Raw genomic sequence first — 22,239 nt, 5'->3', positions numbered from 1 at the left:
CAAAAAATGAAAAAACGAAAATTAGGCAGCACTGGTATCGAAGTTTCCGAAATGGCTTTCGGAACGGTGGCCCTGGGGCTTCCCTACGGTTTGGGCATCGAGCATGAGTCACAGCTGCTTCCGGAAGACCAGGCCATTCAACTCCTGCAGACGGCGCTGGACCAGGGCGTGAATTTTTTTGACACAGCGCGCCAGTATGGAAAAAGCGAAGCATTGCTGGGACGTGCATTCCGGCAACGGCGGCAGGAAGTGATCATCGCAACAAAATGCACACATCTCCGGCGCGGAGATCATACATTGCCGTCGGAGAAAGCGCTGGCCGCAGCTATTGAGCGATCGCTTGAAGAAAGCCTGGATGCGTTGCAAACCGGTTATGTAGACCTGCTGATGCTGCATGACGGGGATGAAGAAATCATCCGGCATAGCGGCATTAAAAAAATATTTGAGCAGTATAAGAAAGAAGGGGTCATCCGGGCTACGGGTGTTTCTACCTACACCCCCCGGGAAACACGGGCGGTAATGGATAGCGGTGGATGGGATGTGGTGCAGGTGCCTTTTAACCTGATGGATCAGCGCCAGGCAGTATTGTTTGAAGAGCTGGAACAACAGGGTATGGGGGTCGTGATCCGCTCCGTGCTGCTGAAAGGCTTGCTGAGCGAAAGAGGGCAGGAGCTGCATCCTGCATTAAAAGAGGTAGCGCAGCATATTGCCGCCTATGCTCCGCTAATGGAGGCTTCCGGGCTGCGCTTGCCGCAACTGGCTACTAAATTTGTATTATCGTTTCCGCAGGTGTCTTCTGTGCTGGTGGGCATCGACCGGATGGAATACCTGCGGGAAGCACTGGATACCGTTGCGGGTAAGGCCCTGGAACCGGAATTTTTTGAACAGGCGCGGAACGCGGCCTTTAAGGATCCCGACTTTTTAAACCTGCACAACTGGAGTGTGCAGGGTTGGTTAAAATAAAAATAAAGCAATGATTAAATTAGGCATGATCGGAATGAGCGAGGGCAATGCGCACCCGTATTCCTGGTCAGCGATTGTGAACGGCCGGTTCGATGCAGACGAAATTAAAAAGATCGGCTACCCGGCGGTGGCGGCCTATCTGCAGGCAAACAAGGAAACGCTGGGGCTTCCGCAGGCACGTGTTACGCATGTATGGGCACAGGAGCGCGAAATAGCGAACAGCATTGCTCAGGCTGCCGGCATCGCACATATTTCCGATTCGCTGGAGGCAATGGCCGCAGAAGTGGATGCGGTACTGCTTTGCCGGGATGATCCGGAGAACCATGTGGCAATGGCCCGTCCATTCCTGGACGCAGGAGTGCCGCTCTTTATTGATAAACCGCTGGTGGCTACAAAAGCCGACCTGGATTGGTTTGCAGCGGAAGCCGGGAAAGGCCGTTTCTTTATGTCCTGTTCCTCCATGCGCTATGCCGGAGAATGTCGCGCGGTTCGGCAGGACCTTCCCAACCTGGGTCCCTTGCAGCTGATAACAGCAGTGGGGAAAAAAGACTGGGTAAAATACGGGGTGCATATGCTGGAAGCCGTATTTGCCATCGTTGGCAATTGCCGCGTTGTTTCGGTTACAAATACCGGGGATACCGGGAAGGAAATCGTGACGCTTGAATTTGAAGGCGGACTTAAAGCCACCCTCCATTTGTTTATGGATATTGCGGCCACCTTCCAGGTATCTGTATTTGGCAAAAATGCCTGGCGCATGGCTGATATAAAAAACTCTTATGCCATGTTCCGGGATAATGTTATTGAATTTATCCGTTCGGTTGAAGAAGGAACACCACGGATCGCATTTGAAGAAACACGGCGGATCATGCAGGTGCTGATCGCTGCACAGGAAAGCCGGGAAGCCGGTGGTAACAAAATAATGATCGACGTATTATGAATGTAAAAGACCTGTTGAGTTTAAAAGGAAAGATCATCCTGGTTACCGGTGGGGCCGGTAATTATGGTAAATGTATCGTAGAAGGAATGGCGGAAGCCGATGGAACGGTGATCACCGCTTCCCGTAACCTGGAGGCCAATCACACGTTTGTAAATGCGCTTAAGGAGAGAGGACTGGATGTGCATGCCATGCAGCTGGACCAGGGAGATGCGGTTTCGATCAGGGATCTGAAAGCTGCCATTGAAAAGCAGTTTGGAGCCCTGCATGTTTTTGTGAACAATGCAGTGGCCCGTCCTATGGCCACTTATGATGCGCCTATGGAGCAATTTGCGGAATCGATGCGTGTGAATGCAACCGGGATGGTTGACCTGATGCGGGAGATGACAGAGCTGATGATCAGTAGTGGAGGCGGCAGCATCATTAACATCGCTTCCATGATGGGTATGTTTGGTCCCGATCTTTCCAATTATGAAGGAACTACCATGACGCAGAGTCCGCCTCCCGATTATTATTTTCACAATGCGGGATTAATCAATCTTACCCGTTACTGGGCACGTATGATGCGCGGAAAGAATGTACGCGTAAACTGCGTGAGCCCCGGAGGCTTGTTGAACAATCAGCCGGAGCGGTTTCTTGAAAATTACACAAAAAAAGTACCTTTAGGACGGATGGCTAACCACGACGATATAAAAGGCCTGATGGTGCTGCTGGCATCTGAGGCAGGAGCGTATATCAATGGTGAAAATATTCTGATGGACGGCGGTCTGAACGCATAAAAAATAATACAATGGCAATACAATCGATCAATCCCTTAAACGGGAAACGGATTCAAACATACAAAGAGGAAACGGCAAAAACAGTAGAAGCGAAAATTGAAGCCGGGCATAAAGCATGGCTGAAATGGCGGGGTACTTCATTAGAAGAGCGCGGACGTCTGCTGCTGAAGGCGGCTACGGTATTACAGCAGCAAAAACACGAGCTGGCGGTATTGATGGCCCGGGAAATGGGCAAGCCATTAAAGGATGGTGTCGCTGAAATTGAAAAATGTGCATCGGTATGCACCTACTATGCAGAAAAAGGTGCTGCTTTTTTAAAAGACGAAAAGATAAAGACGGAAGCGAGGAACAGCTTTGTTACCTATCAGCCCATTGGGGTGGTACTGGCGGTAATGCCCTGGAATTTTCCTTACTGGCAATGTTTTCGCTTTATTGCTCCTGCGTTAATGGCCGGTAACGCCGGGCTGCTGAAACACGCATCAAATGTACCGGGTTGCGCGTTGTCTATAGAACAGGTGCTTTTAAAAGCCGGCTTTCCCAAAGGCGTTTTTCAAACACTCCTGGTAGGCAGTAAGGCCGTAAAAGCGATTATTGATCATTCGCTGGTGAAAGCGGTTACTTTAACCGGCAGCACGGAAGCTGGCCAGCAGGTAGCGGCGCAGGCCGGCAGCCAGATAAAAAAAACGGTGCTGGAACTTGGCGGCAGTGATCCGTATGTGATCCTTGAAGATGCCGACCTGGAGCTGGCGGCTACGGTTTGTGCCCAGAGCCGGCTGATCAATAATGGCCAGAGTTGTATAGCAGCAAAGCGCTTCATCGTAGTAAAACAGGTGGAACGGGAGTTTGTGCGGTTGTTTAAGGAGAAAATGAGTCATAAGCAGTTGGGCGATCCAATGGATGCGACTACCAACCTGGGACCCATGTCCCGCGCGGATCTTCGTGATGAACTGCATCAGCAGGTATTGAAAAATATTGAGGAAGGTGCTGTTTGCATCCTGGGCGGAACGATTCCTGCGTTTAAGGGGAAACACGCATTTTATACACCCACTATCCTGACAAATGTAAAAAAGGGCATGACGGGTTATAAGGATGAACTCTTTGGCCCGGTAGCCTGCGTGATAACAGCACGCAATGAAGCACATGCCATCGAAATAGCAAATGATACCAGCTTCGGTTTGGGTGCTGCCGTATTTACCCGGGATGTAAAAAAGGGCGAGCGCATTGCCCGGGAACAATTGCAGGCCGGAGCCTGCTTTGTAAATACCCTGGTTAAATCGGATCCACGCGTGCCTTTTGGCGGTATTAATCAATCGGGCTACGGACGTGAGCTGGGCAGCTTCGGGATCCGGGAGTTTGTGAATATAAAAACGGTGTGGCGGTAAATGATCCATGTTGCAGCCGGTGCTGCTTAAGACTGGTTACCACATTAATATCAACGATCCTGCCTGGGCACCGGGTTGCCGGATGATGCCTGCACTGCTGATTTTACATGATCGGTTGGCAAATGATCCTGCTGCTGTTGCGGGCGGCGTTAAAGATATTTATCAGGTGGTATACGCCCGGAGCTTTAATGCGTATTTCATATAAAACGATTGCTGTCCTGCATCTGCAGGCTGTTTATAAAGAACTACTTCAATAAAAAAATATAGGATGCTTAAACTCCGGTACCGCTCTGCGGGATTGTTGGTGCTTTGCCTGGTGATGTTTAAGGCACGTGCCCAATACAGCTTCAATCCGCAATTTGAAAAGATGCAGCAGCGGGTAAGCTTTGTGCCCGGCATCAAAGTGATCAGAGGTGAAACGGTGGAGATTGTGCCGATGCAAAAATCAGGTTGCCCGTCTGGTGTCGTGTTCCGGTTTAACAACGGCGTGCTACAGGCAGGCGCAATGCGTTCAGCGGATAGTGGTAAAACCTGGCATAAAACCGACCATGAGATAGGGCCATCTGCGTACCAGTTTCCTCAACCTGATAATGAAACGATTCATCACAGTTTCAGGACCCGCAAGGGCAGTAAGCCCGGCGTTTATGAAGCCACTTTTTACCGCTCCAAAGACCAGGGAATTACCTGGAGCGTTTTTACCGCGGTCATTAATATTCCCGCAGAAATGAATTGGTCCGGCGTCACCGACAGGAAAATAACCGGTTTAAAAGACGGATCCCTGTTAATGACCCTCTATGGCAAAATAGCCAATACCATTGGTTCTTCTGTATTACTGGTACGTTCTACGGACCATGGAAAAACCTGGTCGTACTATGCTACGGTAGCGTTTAATCTTACAGATAAGCTGTTGGGTGAAGGGTTTTGTGAACCCGTGCTGCTGGTGGTGCCGGGTAACAAAATATGTTGCTTTATCCGTTCATCCGGAAACTATCCCGCATCGCTTGGAAGCAGTGATCATAACAATCCGTCGGTGAAAATGCCTTTCCCGTATCATAAAACAACCCCGCTTTTTATGAGCGTTTCCGGCGATATGGGCAAAACCTGGAGCAACGCTACATCCGTGAATGATTTCGGTGTTTGGCCCGATGCGCTGGTACTGGAGAATGGTATTATCGCCCTGAGTTACGGGCGACCTGGAAACTGGCTGACGTTCAGTAATGACAATGGAGCGAGCTGGGGCCCCAGGCTGCAGTTCTATAATGATTTGTACCCGCCGGATTGCGGAAACTATATGTCCATGACGGAGGTGGCACCCAATGTATTGTTTGTGGTATATGGCAGAACAGATCCGAATGATCATACGCGGAGCGAGATCGTGGGCACTTATTTTCAGATAAAGAAGTATGAACAATAGCGGATATGCAAGGCTTTGAGTGCCTCATATAACGGCCCGATACCAGACGGAAGGTTGTTTACAAGAGCCTTTGTGACTCCGGTAACAACAGAAATGGCAACATCTTCGTTGCAAAAAAGTATTGCGGATATAATGATCATTGGCTTATGTATGCCGGATGTGGTTCGGTGGATGTGCCGGTAACCCGTCGTAAAACCAATGGCGTCCAATATGCCGTTGCACCGGCACGCCTGTGTTGAAAGGCCATAGTGCCGGCCTGATAGGTGTTTTTCCGTATCCATTTTTAATAAGGTAAGATTCGTAAAAAACGGGCACGGCCGGCTGCTGTCTGCTGCATGGTCAAATGCTTGCAATGCCCGTGTATACTTGAATACAGGCGTGGGACTAATACTTTTTAATTGAATTTTAGTAGTATTTTTTATTATCAATCCTGCCGAATTTTTAAGAAATAATTTTCTTTTATTTTTAAAAATATTCGATTGCGTAACTGCTTCTGCTTGCTTAGAGGTATGGGAGAAAATTAGTCAAAATGTAAATTAACTCAAATATGCGAATTGCTTTCGGTATAAGAAATTTGATTTTCTGTCAGCTGATGATTTTCTGCTTAGTGTTGATACCAATGATAACTAAATCCCAGACCAGCGGCCAGGGAAACGAAGATTCTTTATCGACATCAGCGCATGCAGAGTCGTTTAAGGCGTCTCTTCAGCAAACAAATAATCAACGCCTGGATGATAGCAGTGGCCAACAAATACGGGTTCGTTTGGACGGTATTTCGAAAACACCGCTTATTTCTTTGCAGCAATATCTAAAGGGAAATGCATCGGGGGTGTTTGTGAAGGAGGAGAACGGAGAACCAGGCAGCGAGCAGTTTATGTTTATCAGGGGATTGTCGGCGCCGCTGTTTACCAAGCAGGATGTATATGGTCTGCAGCCGGTTGTATATCTGAATGGAACACCCCTTACGCAGGAGAATGCGTACAGCTATTATATTCAACGCTATGATTTTAATAAACTGGGTTCGGGTACCAATCTGCTTGCCGCACTGGATATAAATAATATCGGCAGTATCGAAGTGCTCAAAACACCGGCGGATATAGCAACGCTGGGACCCCTGGCAACAAACGGCGCTATTTGGATCACCACCAAAGTAGCGCAGCCTTCTGCAAAACCCGTTATTAATTTTGACTCCTATGTAGGCATTTTAAGCACCCCCAAAATAAGGACCGTTAATGCGGCCTATGAGAATGATTTCCGGAAGCGCTATTACGACGCATACGCTACGCCCGAACAGATGGCCGCTTATCCCGTTTATGTGGCCAATCAGTATGATAAGAATTATTATGGACCTTCCAACTGGAATGCTATTTATTTTAGATCAAAGCCTGTTTATTATGTGGGGTTTGGAATAAACGGCGGGCACGACAGGGCGAGTTACCGCTTTAATATCAGTGATACCAAGGACCAAAATTTTGATAATACCCAATTGGATCGATATGCCGTTACCTTCGGCATGAATATGCTGCCATTGAAATGGCTGACCATTTCCAGTAATATCAATGCTGCCCGTACAGATCGTGACCGGAACAAAAGCCTGAGAGACCGGTTTGCCGAAACAAGATTTGTTCCGGATCTGGCCAATCCGCTTTCGCCGAACCGCGAGGCCTACCAGGTATACCTGGATAAATACAGGACCGCTATCGACGATAATAAGAATAATGCGATCACCGGCGACTTCTCGGCCACCGCCAACTTCCGGAACCTGCAGTTAAAGACCCAGCTATCCATCGACTATGAAGAATCGTTAAGGGATGTTTTCTGGGGAAGCGATCTTATGGATGGCAACAGCTTTATTTCCACGTATTATGGACTGGCCCAGCGAACATCTGTAAAGAATACGATCCGTTATACGATCCCGCTGGTCAACAACCGCCACCAGATACGGCTGGAAGCCGGGCAGAGCTACCTCGCAGATTTTTTTAAGTACGATTATATTTATGGGTACAATACACCCAATGATTTTATTAAGATCAAATCCGTGCTTGTAAACGGATCGGCCTATTCGAATAACGACAACATATTCGCTTACCCGTTCAGCGATAACCTGAAGGCCCGCCTGTTGTCCTATTACGGAAGGATCGGTTATTCTTTTAAAAACATCTTCAATATTGATGCGGTTGGCCGGTACGATGGCTATTCGAGCTTTTCACCTACAGACCGTTGGCTGCTGACCCCTGTGGTGGCCGCCCGCCTGAATATTCGCGAGCTGCTGCCGGAAAACGGACTATTTAGCACGCTTGCCCTCAGAGGCTCCTGGGGCACATTTGGCAAACTGATCCAGGATAGCCGGTTTAAACTGGGGCCGCAATACCGGGTTGACCTGGGCTATTCCGATGAACCGGTTATCGGCGGCAGCGGTGGTTATTCCGGGATTTCCCAGCCCTACACCTTTGGCTGGATCAACCGGTATTATAACTGGCCGTTTAGCGAAAAACTCAATATCGGGATTGATCTGGGATGGTTGAATGATCGTATAACCCTGACGGCGGATTTTTATAACAACAAGGACAAGAATATGATTGTGCCCACCCCGGTGGCATCTGAAAACGGATTTAGCTATAAATGGGTACAGGGTATGGCCGTTCAGAACACCGGGCTGAACCTGGGCGTTACTGCCGATATACTGCAGCACGCAGGGGGGCTGAGCTGGCAGTTCTTCACCAACTTTAACTGGAACAAAAACAAATTGCTGAAACTGCCGTATGATCTTAACGAGATCGAATATGGGGATATGAAACTGGAGATAGGCAAATCCACAGACAGCTATTGGGTATTTGAAAACCAGGGCATGATCCATACGGCTTCTGATATACCGGCGGGTAGAACCAATACTGATGGTTCTGTATCGCCTATGACTTTTGGGGGTACCATTCCTTTTTCGGTGGGCGACCCGCTATGGACGGATGTTAATGACGACGGTGTTATTGACAAAAGTGATAAGGTACTGAAGGGGCACTTTATGCCGGTATATACCGGGGGTATCGGAAGCACCTTTTCGTTCCGGAATTTCAATCTTGATTTTATGTTTTATTATGCCCTGGGACAGCAACTGCTGAATCAGCTGACTTCAACAAAGCTGGATTTTATCAATGGAGAAAACTCAAGGGACATTTCCTCGGTAAAGGAAATAACGTTCTGGCAGCAAACATTCGACTACAATGCCTATCCATTGTATAATCCCTGGAGCGGTGTAATCCCCTACAGGGCAGACCAGGATCTTTTCCTCGAGGATGCCGGTTTCCTGAAGCTGCGGTATGCAACGCTGGGGTATGATCTGGCTTCCCTCGATTACTTTAAGAAGAAAAGAATTCCCAAGATGCTTGTGTATGTTACGGGAACCAATCTGTTTACAATTACAAAATTTTCGGGCGGCGATCCGGAACAGGTGAATTACCGGGGCGCCTATACCGGGTATACGCTTCCATTGGTTACTTCTTATTCCCTGGGCGTAAAAATTAATTTTTAAAATAAAAACAGAAGCGATCATGTACAGTCTGAGTAAATACTTTTTTAATAAAGTTGTGTTGCTTTTGTTCCTGGTATCTTCGATGGCGGTTTCCTGCACAAAGCAATTAGATATTGAATCCACTGAAGCAGCCAGTTCTATTAATATGTGGCAGTCTTATGATGATGCCAAGTCCGCGCTTGCCGGCTTGTATGGGCTTGCCAGGGCTGCGCTTGCCAACAATAACGCACACTGGCTTTACGGCGATCTCCGGATGGCCGACTTTGCTACACCCCGTTCGGGTTCTTACATCGAAGCGATCATCCGGAACCGGCTGAACGAGGATCTGCCGGGGATGGAAGATCTCAAAGACTGGCGTCGGTTTTATGCGGCAATTGATGCCTGTAATACATTTATCGAAAAATCAGGAGGATGTCTTCAGGATACCCGGTATTCCGCATTATATCATAAAGTGGATGTGGCGCAGGCCCATGTATTAAGGGCGTTCCTGTATTTGTATATCTCCCGTATCTGGGGAGATGTGCCCCTGGTTACTTCCGCTACTACAGAAGGGTTAAATACCAATCTTACACGAACCCCGCAGCGGCAGGTACTTGATTTTTGTATCAATGATGTTAAGTTCTACCTGGATAGTTTGCCAACGGAATACGGCGGTACTGATCAAAGCAAGTTAAAGTTCAGCGGCCCGTATTATGGCAAAACATGGGCCCAGATCGGCAATTTTTATTGGGGATACTGGCAGGGCATGACCGTGCTGGCGCAAATTTACGCCTGGATGGGAGATTACGAGCGGCTGGAGCCGGTAGCCCGGAAAATATGGGATAACCTGGCACAGGCACGCACACAGCTTGTGGGCTATCAGAATGCAACCAACTATTTAACCGGTAATAACAGCATCTTTTATGGCAACGGCGTCATTGGAAGTTATTGTTACCAGTTGCTTTCGCTGTCCTATAATATGGATAATAAAGAATCGGGCCCCAGCGGGGTAGGTCATATGGAGTCGCTTACCCTTGCCAATCCATATGTTCCCCGCCAGAAGCCGGATATCTACGTTCCCCGTGATACGATCGACCGGTTGTTTTATAGCATTACGGACCTGCGGCATCCCTACCAGTCGGCTGCCAGCAGCTACCAGTCGGTATATTTTACCAATTATTATGCATCGATTCCCATATTGTCCAAGTTTAAAACCTTTGCTCCCGCGGCCAATGGATTTTCAATATACGGTTCCTGCATTCCCCTGGCAAGGGCCGAAGATATCTGTCTTTTACTGGCCGAATGTTATCTGTATAACGGTACCGTTGGTAATGCCCAGGGATTTCTTGAAAATATAAGGCTACAGCGGTTTACCAACGGGTTTGCCAATAACTTAAGACCGTTGGGCTCTGGTGGTCCTGTATACATTCCAACGGAACGCAGCCGCGAGAATGGGCTGCTGTGGAATATTTTCAGGGAACGCCGGATCGAACTGATGGGAGAGGGATATGCCTGGTATGATCTCATCCGCTACAAAAAGTACCTGGCCAACGATTACGAATTTAATAAGCTGGTGGAACAGGGAGGTATTTACTGGCCGGTAAGCCAGCGTGTGCTGGACAATAATCCGCTTATAGAACAAAACTCTTACTGGAAGCGATAATCTTAATTCCTGAAAATTATGAAGCAAGTATCTGTTATTTCTTCCGTGCTGCTGCTGGTGCTGCTCACTTGCTCCTGCAAGCACGATTATGGAACCTATTACGATTATAAGCCGGTATCAACCGTATATGATGGAACTGTAATGAAGTTTCTCCAGGAAAACCACTTTGATTCCATGGTGAAGGTGCTGAATAAATATCCTGATATTGTAGCCCGCCTGAATTCGACGGATAGTTTTACCTTATTTGCGATCCCCAATAAATCCTTTGAGATCGCTATCAATAACTTCAATACCAACAGGGCCCGTACAGACAGCCCTGTGCTGTATATTGATCCGGCACATTTGAATTTGGAACAGGCTGATTCCGGACGTTTCAATAACCAGATGATGCGATTCCTCATTTCCCGCTATATTCTTCCCGGGATCTGGAGCTTTGATGTCCTGGCCCGGTCTTCTACAGGCATCATCTTAAAATCGATCAATTACGATTATATGATGAACCTGAGCGGTGTGCAGCAAAATTCAACGGGTGCAATCAGCGGAGGCCCCAAGATCATAGAGCTGAGGGATATGAACTTTTCCCTGTATGATGCATACTGGAAGCCGGCACTTACGTCCTCCGTTAACACCGTACGGGCAGGAAATGTGCTGGTGCATGTTCTGGCTGACGATCATGAATTCGGATTCTCGAATTTTTTTGACTACATGAATACACCGTACATCCTGAGAAATGAATGGAAGCCGTTGTCCTGGGTATCGCAACAGCCGTCTACGGTTTATGGAGGTACTGTTTCGCATTTGTTTGATAATAATCTGAACACATACTGGAATACCAAAAATACCGGTACCATGCCGCCGCCGCCTTTTTGGTTTATAACCGATATGACGCATAGCTACGATGTAACGTCTGTAGCAATCCAGAATAAAGCAGAATGGACCAGCGGAGAGCTGATGGTCACGGCCTTCACAACAGAGTTTGCTCCGGAAGGAGCCAATCTTAACGACCCTGCGGTATGGTCGCCACCGGATACCTTCCGGTTGAAGCTGGTGAACGGAACCGTGGGATTGCAGGCCAAACAACGGTTCTATCTCCCTGTTGCGCGCAGGGGGCGGTATTACCGGTTTACGGTTATTGCAAATTACGGAGGCTTTGCATCCTATAAACAATGCAACCTGGCTGAACTGTGGTTATACTAAACAAATATACGTTCCTACTTATGCGCTATTTATATTTACTGATATGCTTTGGGGTGGCAGGATTGCTCCTTCTTATATCCTCCTGTAAAAAGGATTTTCCGGAAGATCGCGATTCGATCGATCCGCTTGCAACGTTTACACGCACCTTTTATGACCCAACACTGGGAAGAAATACGGTATTCTCCGACAATTTTAATGGGGCCAACTCTTCACAGCCCCTCGAGTTTACGATGCTCAATCTTCGGCGTTATAATGGTGATCCTGCACCGGAACTGACTGATAGCATATATCCTATTTGGGTATGGAAGGACGGTGGTGCTTATACCGGCAAAGAAACCTCGCTGGCTGAAATAGAAAACAAACGTAAAATTGAGAATCACCGGGTTTTTGAAATAAGACAGCATTCCGGTCAGCTGGTAACCTGGTCCGGGATGGATCTGAGCCATATACGTTCCCAGCCCGATTCGGGATACAAATTTGACGTAAAAGTTTCCAATTCCGGTGGCTTGAACTATTACTATAATTTACGGTTCATGCCCCGGAAGGCCATTCCATATGCGCCCTCTAACTATAATCCGGAAACAGGGATGACAACAGGCCCGGCGGTATCTTATCCTACCAATGGCATCAGCCTTAGCAACGTTCAACGTCTTAAAGACGGATTGGGGATGCAGGAGAGCGAAGTAGATGTTTATTTCACAAAGAAAGGTACCGGCAATAGTCTTACGTTCAAATTCCTGGATTCGGCTTTTGCGCCGATAAACCCGCGGTTATTTAATACTACGGACTGGCCCGGTCTGGTGCACGGCTTTGATATGAAATTAACGGATACCGCGGTTGTTTACCAGGTGGCCTATCCCATACCATTGGGGCCCATACCTACAAAGTATACAAATGCTGCGGCTACCAGGGCGGCTGTAACATTTTCTTATTATCGCAAGGGCACGGCCGGCTTTGGATATGTGTGTGCGCTCGTATTCAATTACGCGATCTATGAAAAGGGCGATTGGGAGATCGCTTTTCAGTTCAGGAACAGCTCTCCAAAATTTTCTAATGATTGATGACCGAAAATAATTAACCAGGAATCGCTGATTATGGATAAAATTTTTACCGTTTTGTGGCTGCACAACCCAACGAGATTATCAATATCCCGTTTTAATAAAAGGCAGGGAGGACGCTTGCGTTTACATCTGCTGCTTCCGGCATTGCTATTATTGATGTGCTCCATCCGGGCGGGTGCGCAAAAGGTGCGGGGCACTGTATTTGATGAACAGAGCCGGTTGCCGGTAGCCGGTGCTAACGTAACAGCCGGAGCCCGCGGCGTGTATACAGATACCGTGGGCCGTTTCGAGATCGATGCTGCGGCGGGTGCCACAATTGCTGTAACCCATTTAAACTATAGCCCTGCTACCTACCAGGTGAGCGGAGGAGAAGCCAATATCGAAATTTACCTGAAGCTGGCATCCGGAGCGCTTACGGATGTGGTGGTACAGGGTTTTACCAAAAAGAGCCGGTCATTGGTTACCGGTGCTTCAACCGTAATTACCGCAGATGATATTAAAGACGTACCGGCTGCCAGTGTAACGGAATTGTTGCAGGGAAAAGTGGCAGGGGTAAATATTCAGAATACTTCGGGTATGCCGGGTGCCAGGGGATCCATCTTTCAGCGCGGATTGTCCAATATCAATGTAACGGGCGATGGAAATAATGCCTACTTAGCTTCGGGGCAACCATTGTTCATTATAGACGGGGTGCCGATTGATCCGAATGAGGATACCGAATACGGTTTTGCCCAGGCCGGCGGCGGCGCCAACCCGCTTTCGGTAATACCACCCGAGGATATTGAAAGCGTTGAGATCTTAAAGGATGCTGCATCAACATCGGTGTATGGTTCAAGAGGAGCCAACGGTGTCTGGATCATCAACACGAAACGCGGCCGGTCTAAAGTTCCCCAGATTACTTATGATGGGAAGTATATTTATACGGCGGTTCCGCCCCTTCGCGATGTATATGGCGGGCACCTGGAACGGCAGATAAAGGTAAACCAGGTGCTTTATAACAATGCCCAGACAAACAATGCATTTAACTGGGGACTGGCCACTGTGAATGCCAATTATTTTCTTTCGGATAGTTTAAATCCTTACCTGAATAATTCGGTGAACTGGCAATCCTACTTTTTTGGTCCGCAATTAAATCATAGCCACAATTTGCGCTTCGCAGGCGGTATGAGCCAGTTCGATTACAAAGTGAACCTGAACTACATGCAGGATATGGGTATTATCAAGAATACCGGTTATAAAAGGTATAGTGCGGGGATCAACTCCCAATACCAGAGTGAGAATAAAAAGATCCGTATGCTGACCTCTGTAAATGCGGCATCCGAGCTCCGTCAGAACGGTAGTGGTGTGGGACTGTTGCAGACCGGCGTGGGCACCAGTGGTATGGCCTCAACCCTGTTACCACCGCCCAATGTGTATACAGAGAATAATACGGCCCTGGCTTCATTCATTTTAAAGGATGATAATAAAAAAAATACCTTGGGGGCCAACCTCGATCTGACGTACGAGATCATAAAAGACCTACGGTTCCGCAGTACGGGCAGCATTACCTTCAATACGACCAGCTATAATATATTTTATCCCGGATGGCTGAATTATGGCTATACCCAGTACAATACGCAGGACCGCAGTGCCAACACCTATTATAATCTCAATATGCTGCAATATACGCGCCGGTTCCTGAAGGAGAAACACACGGTGTCAGGCTATGTATTCAGTGACCTGAATGTGAATAAATCAAAAACCACGTATGCCCAGCTGCCTTCTACCCCCAATAACTTTATTTCCGGGCCGTTTGGGTACGACCTTAGAGCTGCGGTATATGGAACGCTGGGTGAGCCGGTAGACGTACGGCAGTTTGGATACGGCGCCAACGTTTCCTATGATTATATGCAGAAATATGTGTTCAACGCAAGTTTCCGTTTTGACGGCACTTCCATCAACGGGCCTTTAACAGGATTTAATCGTAACCCGATGATCTCCTTCCGGTGGAATATTTACAAAGAAAAATTTGCCGAGGGCTGGAGCAGCTGGATGAATTCCAGTTCCATCAGGGCAAGCTGGGGGCAAACGATCGTTCCGCAGGGAAATATTTTTATGGTATATGGCCAGTACTATCCCGGATCTTCCTATAATGGGCAGCCTTCTGTGTTAAACAGTTTCGGAACAGAGCCCAATGCCTATTATAAACCGATCACGAACCGGATGACGAATATTGGTTATGAAGGCGAGTTCTTTAACCGGAAGCTTACCATACAATATGATTTCTATTACAAATTCGTTCAAAATAATTCCCTGCTTATAGATGTGCCTTTTGAAACAGGTTATTCCAAATACCCATCCAATGATGTGAGTTGGGTAGATTACGGTCATGAGCTGACCCTGAATGTACGGCCGCTGCCCAGGGACAGTAAATTGAGCTGGACCTTTGGCCTGGTGGGAGCCTTTAACCGTAACATATTAACCCGGTTGCCCAACGATGCGCGTGAGTGGGTTATTAATCCCGGAGACCAGTTAAACCTGCCCCTGTTATACCGGTTGGGGAGAAGCAGTTTTTCCAACTATCTTTTTGTAACGAAGGGCGTGTATGCCCGGAATACCGATGTGCCTGTGGACCCGGCCACCAACCTTCCGATGCGGATCAATGGTGTTTACCTGCAGGCAGGTGATCCGATCTTTGCGGACCTGAATGGCGATTACGTGATCGATAACCGCGATCGTGTGGCCGTGGGTAACCCGGTACCAAAATTAACAGGAGGGATTTCAAACTTCCTGGCCTATCATAATTTTACGTTCAATATATTTACTTCTTTTACATTTTTCAGGGATGTGCTCAATACGCCGCTGGCCTATAAGTTTCAGCAGTTCTACAACCCGCTGAACAGCACCTTGTCTGGTGTACAGGCCGTGCCGCCTGTAGAGGAGTATAATTACTGGAAGGCACCCGGAGACAACGCCGTTTATCCCAATCCTTATACCTATGATCATAACGCTGCCATTGCCGCATTCCGTTATAACCAGACGTTGTTTCAGGAGGATGGTTCCTATTTCAAGATTAATTCAATAACCCTGGGCTATGATTTTAAGAAGGAATTGCTGAAGCGATGGCACCTTCAGATCTTAAGGGTCTTTTTAACCGGTTCCAATGTCGCCACCATTTCCAACTATTCGGGCCCCAGTCCCGAAGTAATAACGGATCTGGGGCGCGATAATCCCTATGGGTATCCGCTGGCGAGGAGGTATACACTGGGTGTTACCGTTACTTTTTAAAAATTTTAAAGCATCATACAATGAAATATCGTGCCATCATATTTTTTCTCCTGGTTGCTGTTTTATGCACGAATCTTTCGTGTAAGAAATTTCTCAATGTGAGCCCGGTAGGCGCTATGTCCGGTAATAACTTCTGGAAAACAAAACAGGATGTGGAACAATATGCAAACGGTATCTACACCTTGCTGAGAAGCTATACTTGCGGAAGCGGGAACAGCCTGCTTGCAACGGCCGATTACCGGTGCGGCTCCTGGGTGCCTTATGTTTCAAATGGCAATGAATTTGTGGCATTGCTGCGGGGAAACAAAATGAAGAACCTGATAGCGTCTTCCACTTATTCATGGTGGAATGAATGGGGATTCAATAACCTGGATCAGTGGATGCAATTGTACCGGGTGGTATCGGGGGCAAACAATCTGATTGCCAATATTCCCAAAACGGAGATCGCAGATCTTACGGATGCCGACCGCAAATTGTATCGTGCGGAAGCGGTATTTATCAGGAGCCTTACGTATTTCATAATGGCGCGCCATTGGGGCGATGTTCCCTATATTTCTGATATCAATGATGTAGGTAAAAACGGAAGAACCAATCAGCTGGAACTGTTTAAGAAATGTATTAGTGATTTACAGGGCGTGCTGGATGATCTGCCATGGACCTATGCGGATGCCTCAAAAAAGGGTTCGAGGGCTATGAAGGGCGGCGCCCTCATATTAATGATGGAAATGTATATGTGGATGGCCGGGTTCGATGAGGTGAATGCCATGGCCTACTATCAGAAAGTAGCGGATGTCAGCAATACGCTGATCGGTGAGGGCGGAAACTATTATAAACTGCTGCCTTACGATGATTACCAGGTGATCTTCAACGGGCATACAGATGAAAGCTTGTTTGAAATAAGCCAGAGTTCAAAACCGGGTGAGCTTTTTGGATTTTATGCTACGGTGGGCGCCCTTACCCTGATGACACCCTACAAACCAAGTGTAAGTATAACACCCCTGTACTATGATCCGTATTACCTGCATCAGCTGTATGATGTAGATTATAATGGCAGCAATACGGATGCGCGGGCCTCAAAGTGGTTCGAGAATATGTTCAATACCGATGGCACTTTTATTTTTAAAAAGTTCGCCAACTTCAACGGTGGGGTTTCGGGAAATCCAACGGATGCCAAGATCCTGTTCCGGTATGTGGATGCTTACCTGCTGCGCGCAGAGGCGCTGGAAAAACTGGGCGATTACCCCGGAGCTCTTGAAGCCATTAATGTGGTACGAAAAAGGGCGGGCGCCACGGAGTTTGAAGGCGGAAAAAATGTGACTAATCTCACCGAAAGCATTACACTGGAAGATGCGATCTGGTGGGAGCGGGAGCGGGAGTTGATGGGAGAAAGCACGTTCTTCTATGACCTGGTTCGCACAAAGAAGATCATGAGCTCCCTGTATACGGTTAATACGATCAACTATGAAGACTTTATGAACGGGGCCTGGACCTATCCCATTGATGCCGCTATCTCCACGGTTAATCCCAATATATCTTTAAATCCTTACTGGAACTAACGTATGATTTTAAAAATGCGCTTTATGAAATATTTGTTGTTGAAGACTTTTTTAATAGGCTTTCTCTCTGTTGCAGTGATAACGGGTTGCAGAAAGGATTATTATGTAGATTCTGGTCTTAGCACACCCAACTTTGATGGAAATATGCTGGAGTTTCTTCAATCGAAGCCCTATATGTTCGATACGCTGGTGCACATTATAAAAAAGGCCGGTCTGCAGAGTTATTTTACAGACAGTACGATCACCTTCTTCGCCCCGGCTGATTCCTCCATAAGAAGCACGTTTCTTTTTATCAACAGGAACCTGAGATCACTGGGGCACGATACGCTTACTTCTGTTGATAATATTAAACCCGAATTCTGGAGGAATACCCTCATGATGTATATGTTCAGGGGCGCGCGTGGCCTGGAGCACTATCCGCAGCTGGATATGCAGAACATCTCGTCTTTTTCAGGAGAGTTTGTACGCTCGGCCGGAGGTCGTGTAATGAATGTGGGCGTGAATTACGGGGATGCAAACGGTATCAAATACATCGGGTACCGGAGCCTTTACTTCTCCTATATTCCCAACCCGGCGGCTCCCTACCAGGGCTGGTGGAGCACAAGGGTGGCTACCAGTAATGTTAAGCCCAGGAATGGTTACTGCCATGTGCTGGTATTTAGTACGCACTACCTGGGTTTTGATCCGCAGCAAACCCTGGCTAATGCTATGTATATCGGTTTTCAATGATCATCCGGATAAAATTCGCAACATGAAAAAAAACGTAATTTTTTTATTAATCATCTGCTCATTTTTTGTTGCATCCTGTTTTAAGCGTCAGGAGATGGACTATGCCGGGGCGTATGCACCTCCGTTTATTAATAGCGTTGGACTCCTGCTTCAGATGCCGGTTCCGCTTCAGGGCCAGGCCGGAGATACCGTACGGTTCAAGGTTGCAGGTATCGATACGCTGCTGAGCATTAACCCGGCGCTTATTGAGTTTTACCTGAATGGCTCGAGGGCAACCGTTAAATCGGTTAACAGCAATGACAGCACGCTCACAGTAATAGTACCTGGCAACGCTTCGTCCGGCGCTTCTTCTATGATCATCGGAGATAAACAGTTCTACGGTCCGGATTTTAATATAACGGGGTGGGCCTGGCTGGACTCTACCTTTAATGCAACCACGCAGAAAGATGAAAAAGGAAACCCGCTTTTGGGCAGCGCCACCAACGGGCCTGTATGGAGTGTATATTACGATTCCTGGATGCAGGTGCTGAACCTGTTTGTTTGCGGAGGCTTTACCACATGGAACGGGCTGAGTTTCCTGGGAACCACACCGGACTCCTACCATAATAATAATATTGCAGGAGTGATCCAGTTAAATCCCACGACCGGTACATTGCGTGATAATTTTTATGTGGGTGAGGGGCCTAACAGGGGCTCAACCATTTATGGCATGGTTAAGCTCACCAATTTTCCCGGCTACCTGGTTTACGGTACCGGCTTCTCAAGCTTTGGTATCTACAAAGGGGTCAATAATATGACGCGGGTATACCAAAACGGCCTGATCGATTCGGTGACTACAAATGTGAACAATCCCGACCCGGAAAATCCATCCGCCAATATCGGTGTGTTTGTCAATTTTAAGGGCGGTTTTGACGGACCGGTAAGAAAAGTTTTCCTGGATGCTGCCGGGCGCCTTATTTCGGTGGGTAATTTTTCCCGTTATGTATACAACGACTATACGTTGTCGACCGCGTTTTCCGTGGTTAAAAATTATACCTACCAGTCGCAGGTTGCTGCCACGAACCAGGATGGTATATTGGATACCAGCTATAATTACGATCCGTACCGAACAAAAGGATTCGGTACTAATGGAACCATTTCGGATGCTGTACAGCTTATGAACGGTACCACGCCTGGCAGCATCATCATTGGGGGAAATTTTACATTATACAACAATGAAGGTGTAGGACGCATCGTAATGCTGGATAACAATGGCAAAAGAAACCCGGCTTTTAATGTGGGCGAAGGGGCCGATGGTGCCATTACGAAGATCACTTACAATGCTGTCACACAGAAGTTATTGGTAACGGGCGACTTTAAGTCATTTAACGGGGTAGCCTGTCCGGCGGGGGTCGTAATGCTGAATACCAATGGTTCGATCAGCACTGGTTTTAAACTGGGCGATTTTGAACGGTCCACGGCCAATAGCGGAAGACTGGTCAATTATGCCGGCCAGCTGAGCGATGGTACCGTTATCCTGTCGGGGGCTTTTGAACGCTATCGGGATCAGACGGGCAGTACATTTATTACACGCCAGGGATTTATGATCCTTAACCCGGATGGAACCCTGGCTGCAAACCTGAATAATACCGGTGTCTTTAACGGAACGATCAACGATATTTTTGAAACCACCACCTTATCGGGCCGTAAAGGAGTGGTAATTGCGGGTAGCTTTTCATTATTTGACAACCACCCTGTAAACAATATTATACGTATCGGATTACAGCGTAAGTAAACAGGGATTTAATGACTAAATATTATAATACGCATTCAATGAACAGCATATACAAAACAGCATACGGGTTGTGGATACTACTGCTCATGTCAGCTGTGGCCTGCAAGCGAAACTATGGCGATAACGTGGTAAACGGGTTCGACCAGGGACAACCTTCGGCAAATGCAAACGGAGGCTCAACGGGCAATATGGGAAATGATTTCAGTAAGCTGGATCAGGCAAAGATCTTCCCGGGATTGATGGCCGCCACCGAACCGCGGATCAGCGTTCCTGTTACGATCAACCTGGCGTATAAATATGTACGTAATACAGATATAAAAGTGGTTTCCACACCGCAACCCACGTTCAGCACCGGGTTGTATGCACCGGCGGGGGAAATGGTTACCGTGGATGTGCCGGCAGGTGTTTCGGGGCTGACAGTTCAGATAGGCGGATGGACGGATAATATTACGAATACTGCGATACAGGGGCGCGACCCGGTACTTTACAACCAGGTACAACTGGTGGCCGGCAGAAATTATGTCCGTAATCTTTATGGCGGCTCCATTTATATCAGGAAGGCGGTGAACCTTAATCTCGACCAGGTAACGCTCACGTTTTCCGGTGTAGCCAGGTCGCCGGATTTTGTACTGGGCCAAACCAGCGATGCAGACTGGAACGACCAGGTAAAGCAATCCTCCGTTCCCTGGATCCAGCTGAGAGGCCGGAAGATCATATTTGAGTTGCCGAAATACCTGGTGGACAAATACCCTATCGCCAATCCTTCGGCCGTTATGCAGGAGTGGGATGATTTTATTGAAAAGGACGTGTATCACTGGAAGGGTCTTAGTGATGTGACCACCGATTCGCTGAACAGAGCGCCCGAGCTGCCGGTTCGGGTAATCATGGATGTGCAGCCTTCAAATGCATACGCACATGGTGGTTATCCGGTTGTGATTCCGGTGGATGAAAATATTTATTTAAATGAGATCATCAGTATCGGAACCGGGCAAAAAGGCGCCTGGTGGACGATGGGCGCAATCGGTTCAAACAATATAGGCTCCGGCTCTACAGGATGGTATCCTGCGTCGCTCCCCAATATTCATCAGCTCTACGGCCTCAAATTTGCCAACCGGAAAAGTTTCAATATTCAGCAGATGAACCCTTCCGTAGCCGATGGGGTTGCCAATGCAATGTATTATGTGCGGCAATCACTTGCCAGCCAGTTGCCGTTTGATTTTGCCAGAAAGGTCCCCAATTTTTCAAATGCATTCATAGTGCGGCTGGTGCCCTTTGTACAGCTTTTTCATGCATATGGTTACGGTTTGTACGATAGCCTCGATTACAGGGCCCGGTATTATTATAAGGCCGTAATGACGGACCAGGAGAAAATAAATTTCATTTACCAGGCCGCCTCCGATTACGCAAAGCAGGATCTTTATATGTTCTTCTATGTATGGGGCCTGCTGCCAACCGATGCATCAAGGGACTCTATCCGGGCAAAAAACTATGAGCTGATGCCCAACGATGTATATAATTACAATCCTGTATTAGATACCGGAGGCAAGCGGGCTGCAATGCCTGAGAACAAACGGATACCCAGGGTGGGATGGAGTATTACCGGTTTTTGCTGCCAGGAAGTGTCAACCGGAAACTATGCGAACCTGGCGCTGGATGGCGATGATCATACCTACTGGCATTCGCAGTACGTAGACTATGAAACCAATCAATACCACCTGCCGCATTATATGGTATATGATATGAATAAGTATTACGACGTATCGGGCTTTTACTATGTAAACGGGCATACCTGGCGGCCGAAACGGGTAGCGATCTCTTTTAGTACGGATAACCTGGAGTGGACCACCCCGCAGATTTTTAATGGGGTGGATAATGTTTACCTCTTTAATACCTATTCGTTGGGGATGGTTTATAAGGGTGTTCGTTATGTGCGGTTCGAGATGCTGGATGTAATTACTGCTTCGGCTAATAATGCCTGTTCACTTGCGGAATTTGGAGTCATTAAACCTTAAAAG

Annotated in this window: 14 protein-coding genes; all 14 read left to right on the top strand. The window is 47.6% G+C overall.

The genetic code is table 11. The features are described from left to right. The first annotated feature begins 6 nt into the window (after nt 1-6). The 14 genes from LQ567_RS07995 (at nt 7) to LQ567_RS07930 (ending at nt 22,236) form a co-directional block, all read left to right on the top strand. Nucleotides 7-963, top strand: coding sequence for an aldo/keto reductase (locus LQ567_RS07995; RefSeq protein ID WP_231003942.1), 957 nt, complete (start codon nt 7-9; stop codon nt 961-963). Between the two features lie 10 nt (nt 964-973). Further along, the gene (locus LQ567_RS07990; RefSeq protein WP_231003940.1) at nt 974-1,900 is read left to right on the top strand and encodes a Gfo/Idh/MocA family protein; all 927 of its coding nucleotides are present in this window, start codon (nt 974-976) and stop codon (nt 1,898-1,900) included. Then, nucleotides 1,897-2,676, top strand: coding sequence for an SDR family oxidoreductase (locus LQ567_RS07985; protein WP_231003938.1), 780 nt, complete (start codon nt 1,897-1,899; stop codon nt 2,674-2,676). The genes LQ567_RS07990 and LQ567_RS07985 overlap by 4 nt, the downstream gene beginning before the upstream one ends. 11 nt (nt 2,677-2,687) lie before the next feature. Next, nucleotides 2,688-4,058: an NAD-dependent succinate-semialdehyde dehydrogenase gene (locus tag LQ567_RS07980; RefSeq protein WP_231003937.1), complete on the top strand. Its 1,371-nt coding sequence runs from the start codon at nt 2,688-2,690 to the stop codon at nt 4,056-4,058. Nucleotides 4,059-4,326: 268 nt separating this feature from the next. Next, on the top strand, nt 4,327-5,472 hold the full coding sequence (locus tag LQ567_RS07975) for a sialidase family protein (protein WP_231003935.1): 1,146 nt from the start codon (nt 4,327-4,329) through the stop codon (nt 5,470-5,472). Nucleotides 5,473-6,091: 619 nt separating this feature from the next. Continuing rightward, nucleotides 6,092-8,998 (top strand): TonB-dependent receptor plug domain-containing protein, encoded by a 2,907-nt coding sequence (locus LQ567_RS07970; protein WP_231003933.1) that lies wholly within the window; start codon nt 6,092-6,094, stop codon nt 8,996-8,998. A gap of 19 nt (nt 8,999-9,017) precedes the next feature. Beyond that, the gene (locus LQ567_RS07965; protein ID WP_231003931.1) at nt 9,018-10,640 is read left to right on the top strand and encodes a RagB/SusD family nutrient uptake outer membrane protein; all 1,623 of its coding nucleotides are present in this window, start codon (nt 9,018-9,020) and stop codon (nt 10,638-10,640) included. An 18-nt stretch (nt 10,641-10,658) separates the two neighbouring features. Further along, nucleotides 10,659-11,837: a discoidin domain-containing protein gene (locus LQ567_RS07960; RefSeq protein WP_231003929.1), complete on the top strand. Its 1,179-nt coding sequence runs from the start codon at nt 10,659-10,661 to the stop codon at nt 11,835-11,837. Nucleotides 11,838-11,857: 20 nt separating this feature from the next. Continuing rightward, nucleotides 11,858-12,898: a DUF5007 domain-containing protein gene (locus LQ567_RS07955; protein ID WP_231003927.1), complete on the top strand. Its 1,041-nt coding sequence runs from the start codon at nt 11,858-11,860 to the stop codon at nt 12,896-12,898. Between the two features lie 117 nt (nt 12,899-13,015). Next, nucleotides 13,016-16,165, top strand: coding sequence for a SusC/RagA family TonB-linked outer membrane protein (locus LQ567_RS07950; RefSeq protein ID WP_231003925.1), 3,150 nt, complete (start codon nt 13,016-13,018; stop codon nt 16,163-16,165). Between the two features lie 20 nt (nt 16,166-16,185). Continuing rightward, on the top strand, nt 16,186-17,721 hold the full coding sequence (locus tag LQ567_RS07945) for a RagB/SusD family nutrient uptake outer membrane protein (RefSeq protein ID WP_231003924.1): 1,536 nt from the start codon (nt 16,186-16,188) through the stop codon (nt 17,719-17,721). A gap of 24 nt (nt 17,722-17,745) precedes the next feature. Next, nucleotides 17,746-18,450, top strand: coding sequence for a hypothetical protein (locus tag LQ567_RS07940; protein WP_231003922.1), 705 nt, complete (start codon nt 17,746-17,748; stop codon nt 18,448-18,450). A gap of 22 nt (nt 18,451-18,472) precedes the next feature. Next, nucleotides 18,473-20,224, top strand: coding sequence for a DUF5008 domain-containing protein (locus tag LQ567_RS07935; RefSeq protein ID WP_231003920.1), 1,752 nt, complete (start codon nt 18,473-18,475; stop codon nt 20,222-20,224). Between the two features lie 38 nt (nt 20,225-20,262). Further along, entirely contained in the window at nt 20,263-22,236 is a 1,974-nt protein-coding gene (locus LQ567_RS07930; RefSeq protein ID WP_231003919.1) for a M60 family metallopeptidase, read from the top strand. The last annotated feature ends 3 nt before the right edge of the window (nt 22,237-22,239 follow it).

Origin of the sequence: Niabella pedocola, assembly GCF_021044425.1 — a bacterium.
In the GTDB taxonomy this organism is placed as follows: domain Bacteria; phylum Bacteroidota; class Bacteroidia; order Chitinophagales; family Chitinophagaceae; genus Niabella; species Niabella pedocola.
Note: the sequence above shows the minus strand (reverse complement) of the source record. Positions and strands in the feature narration are given on the sequence as shown.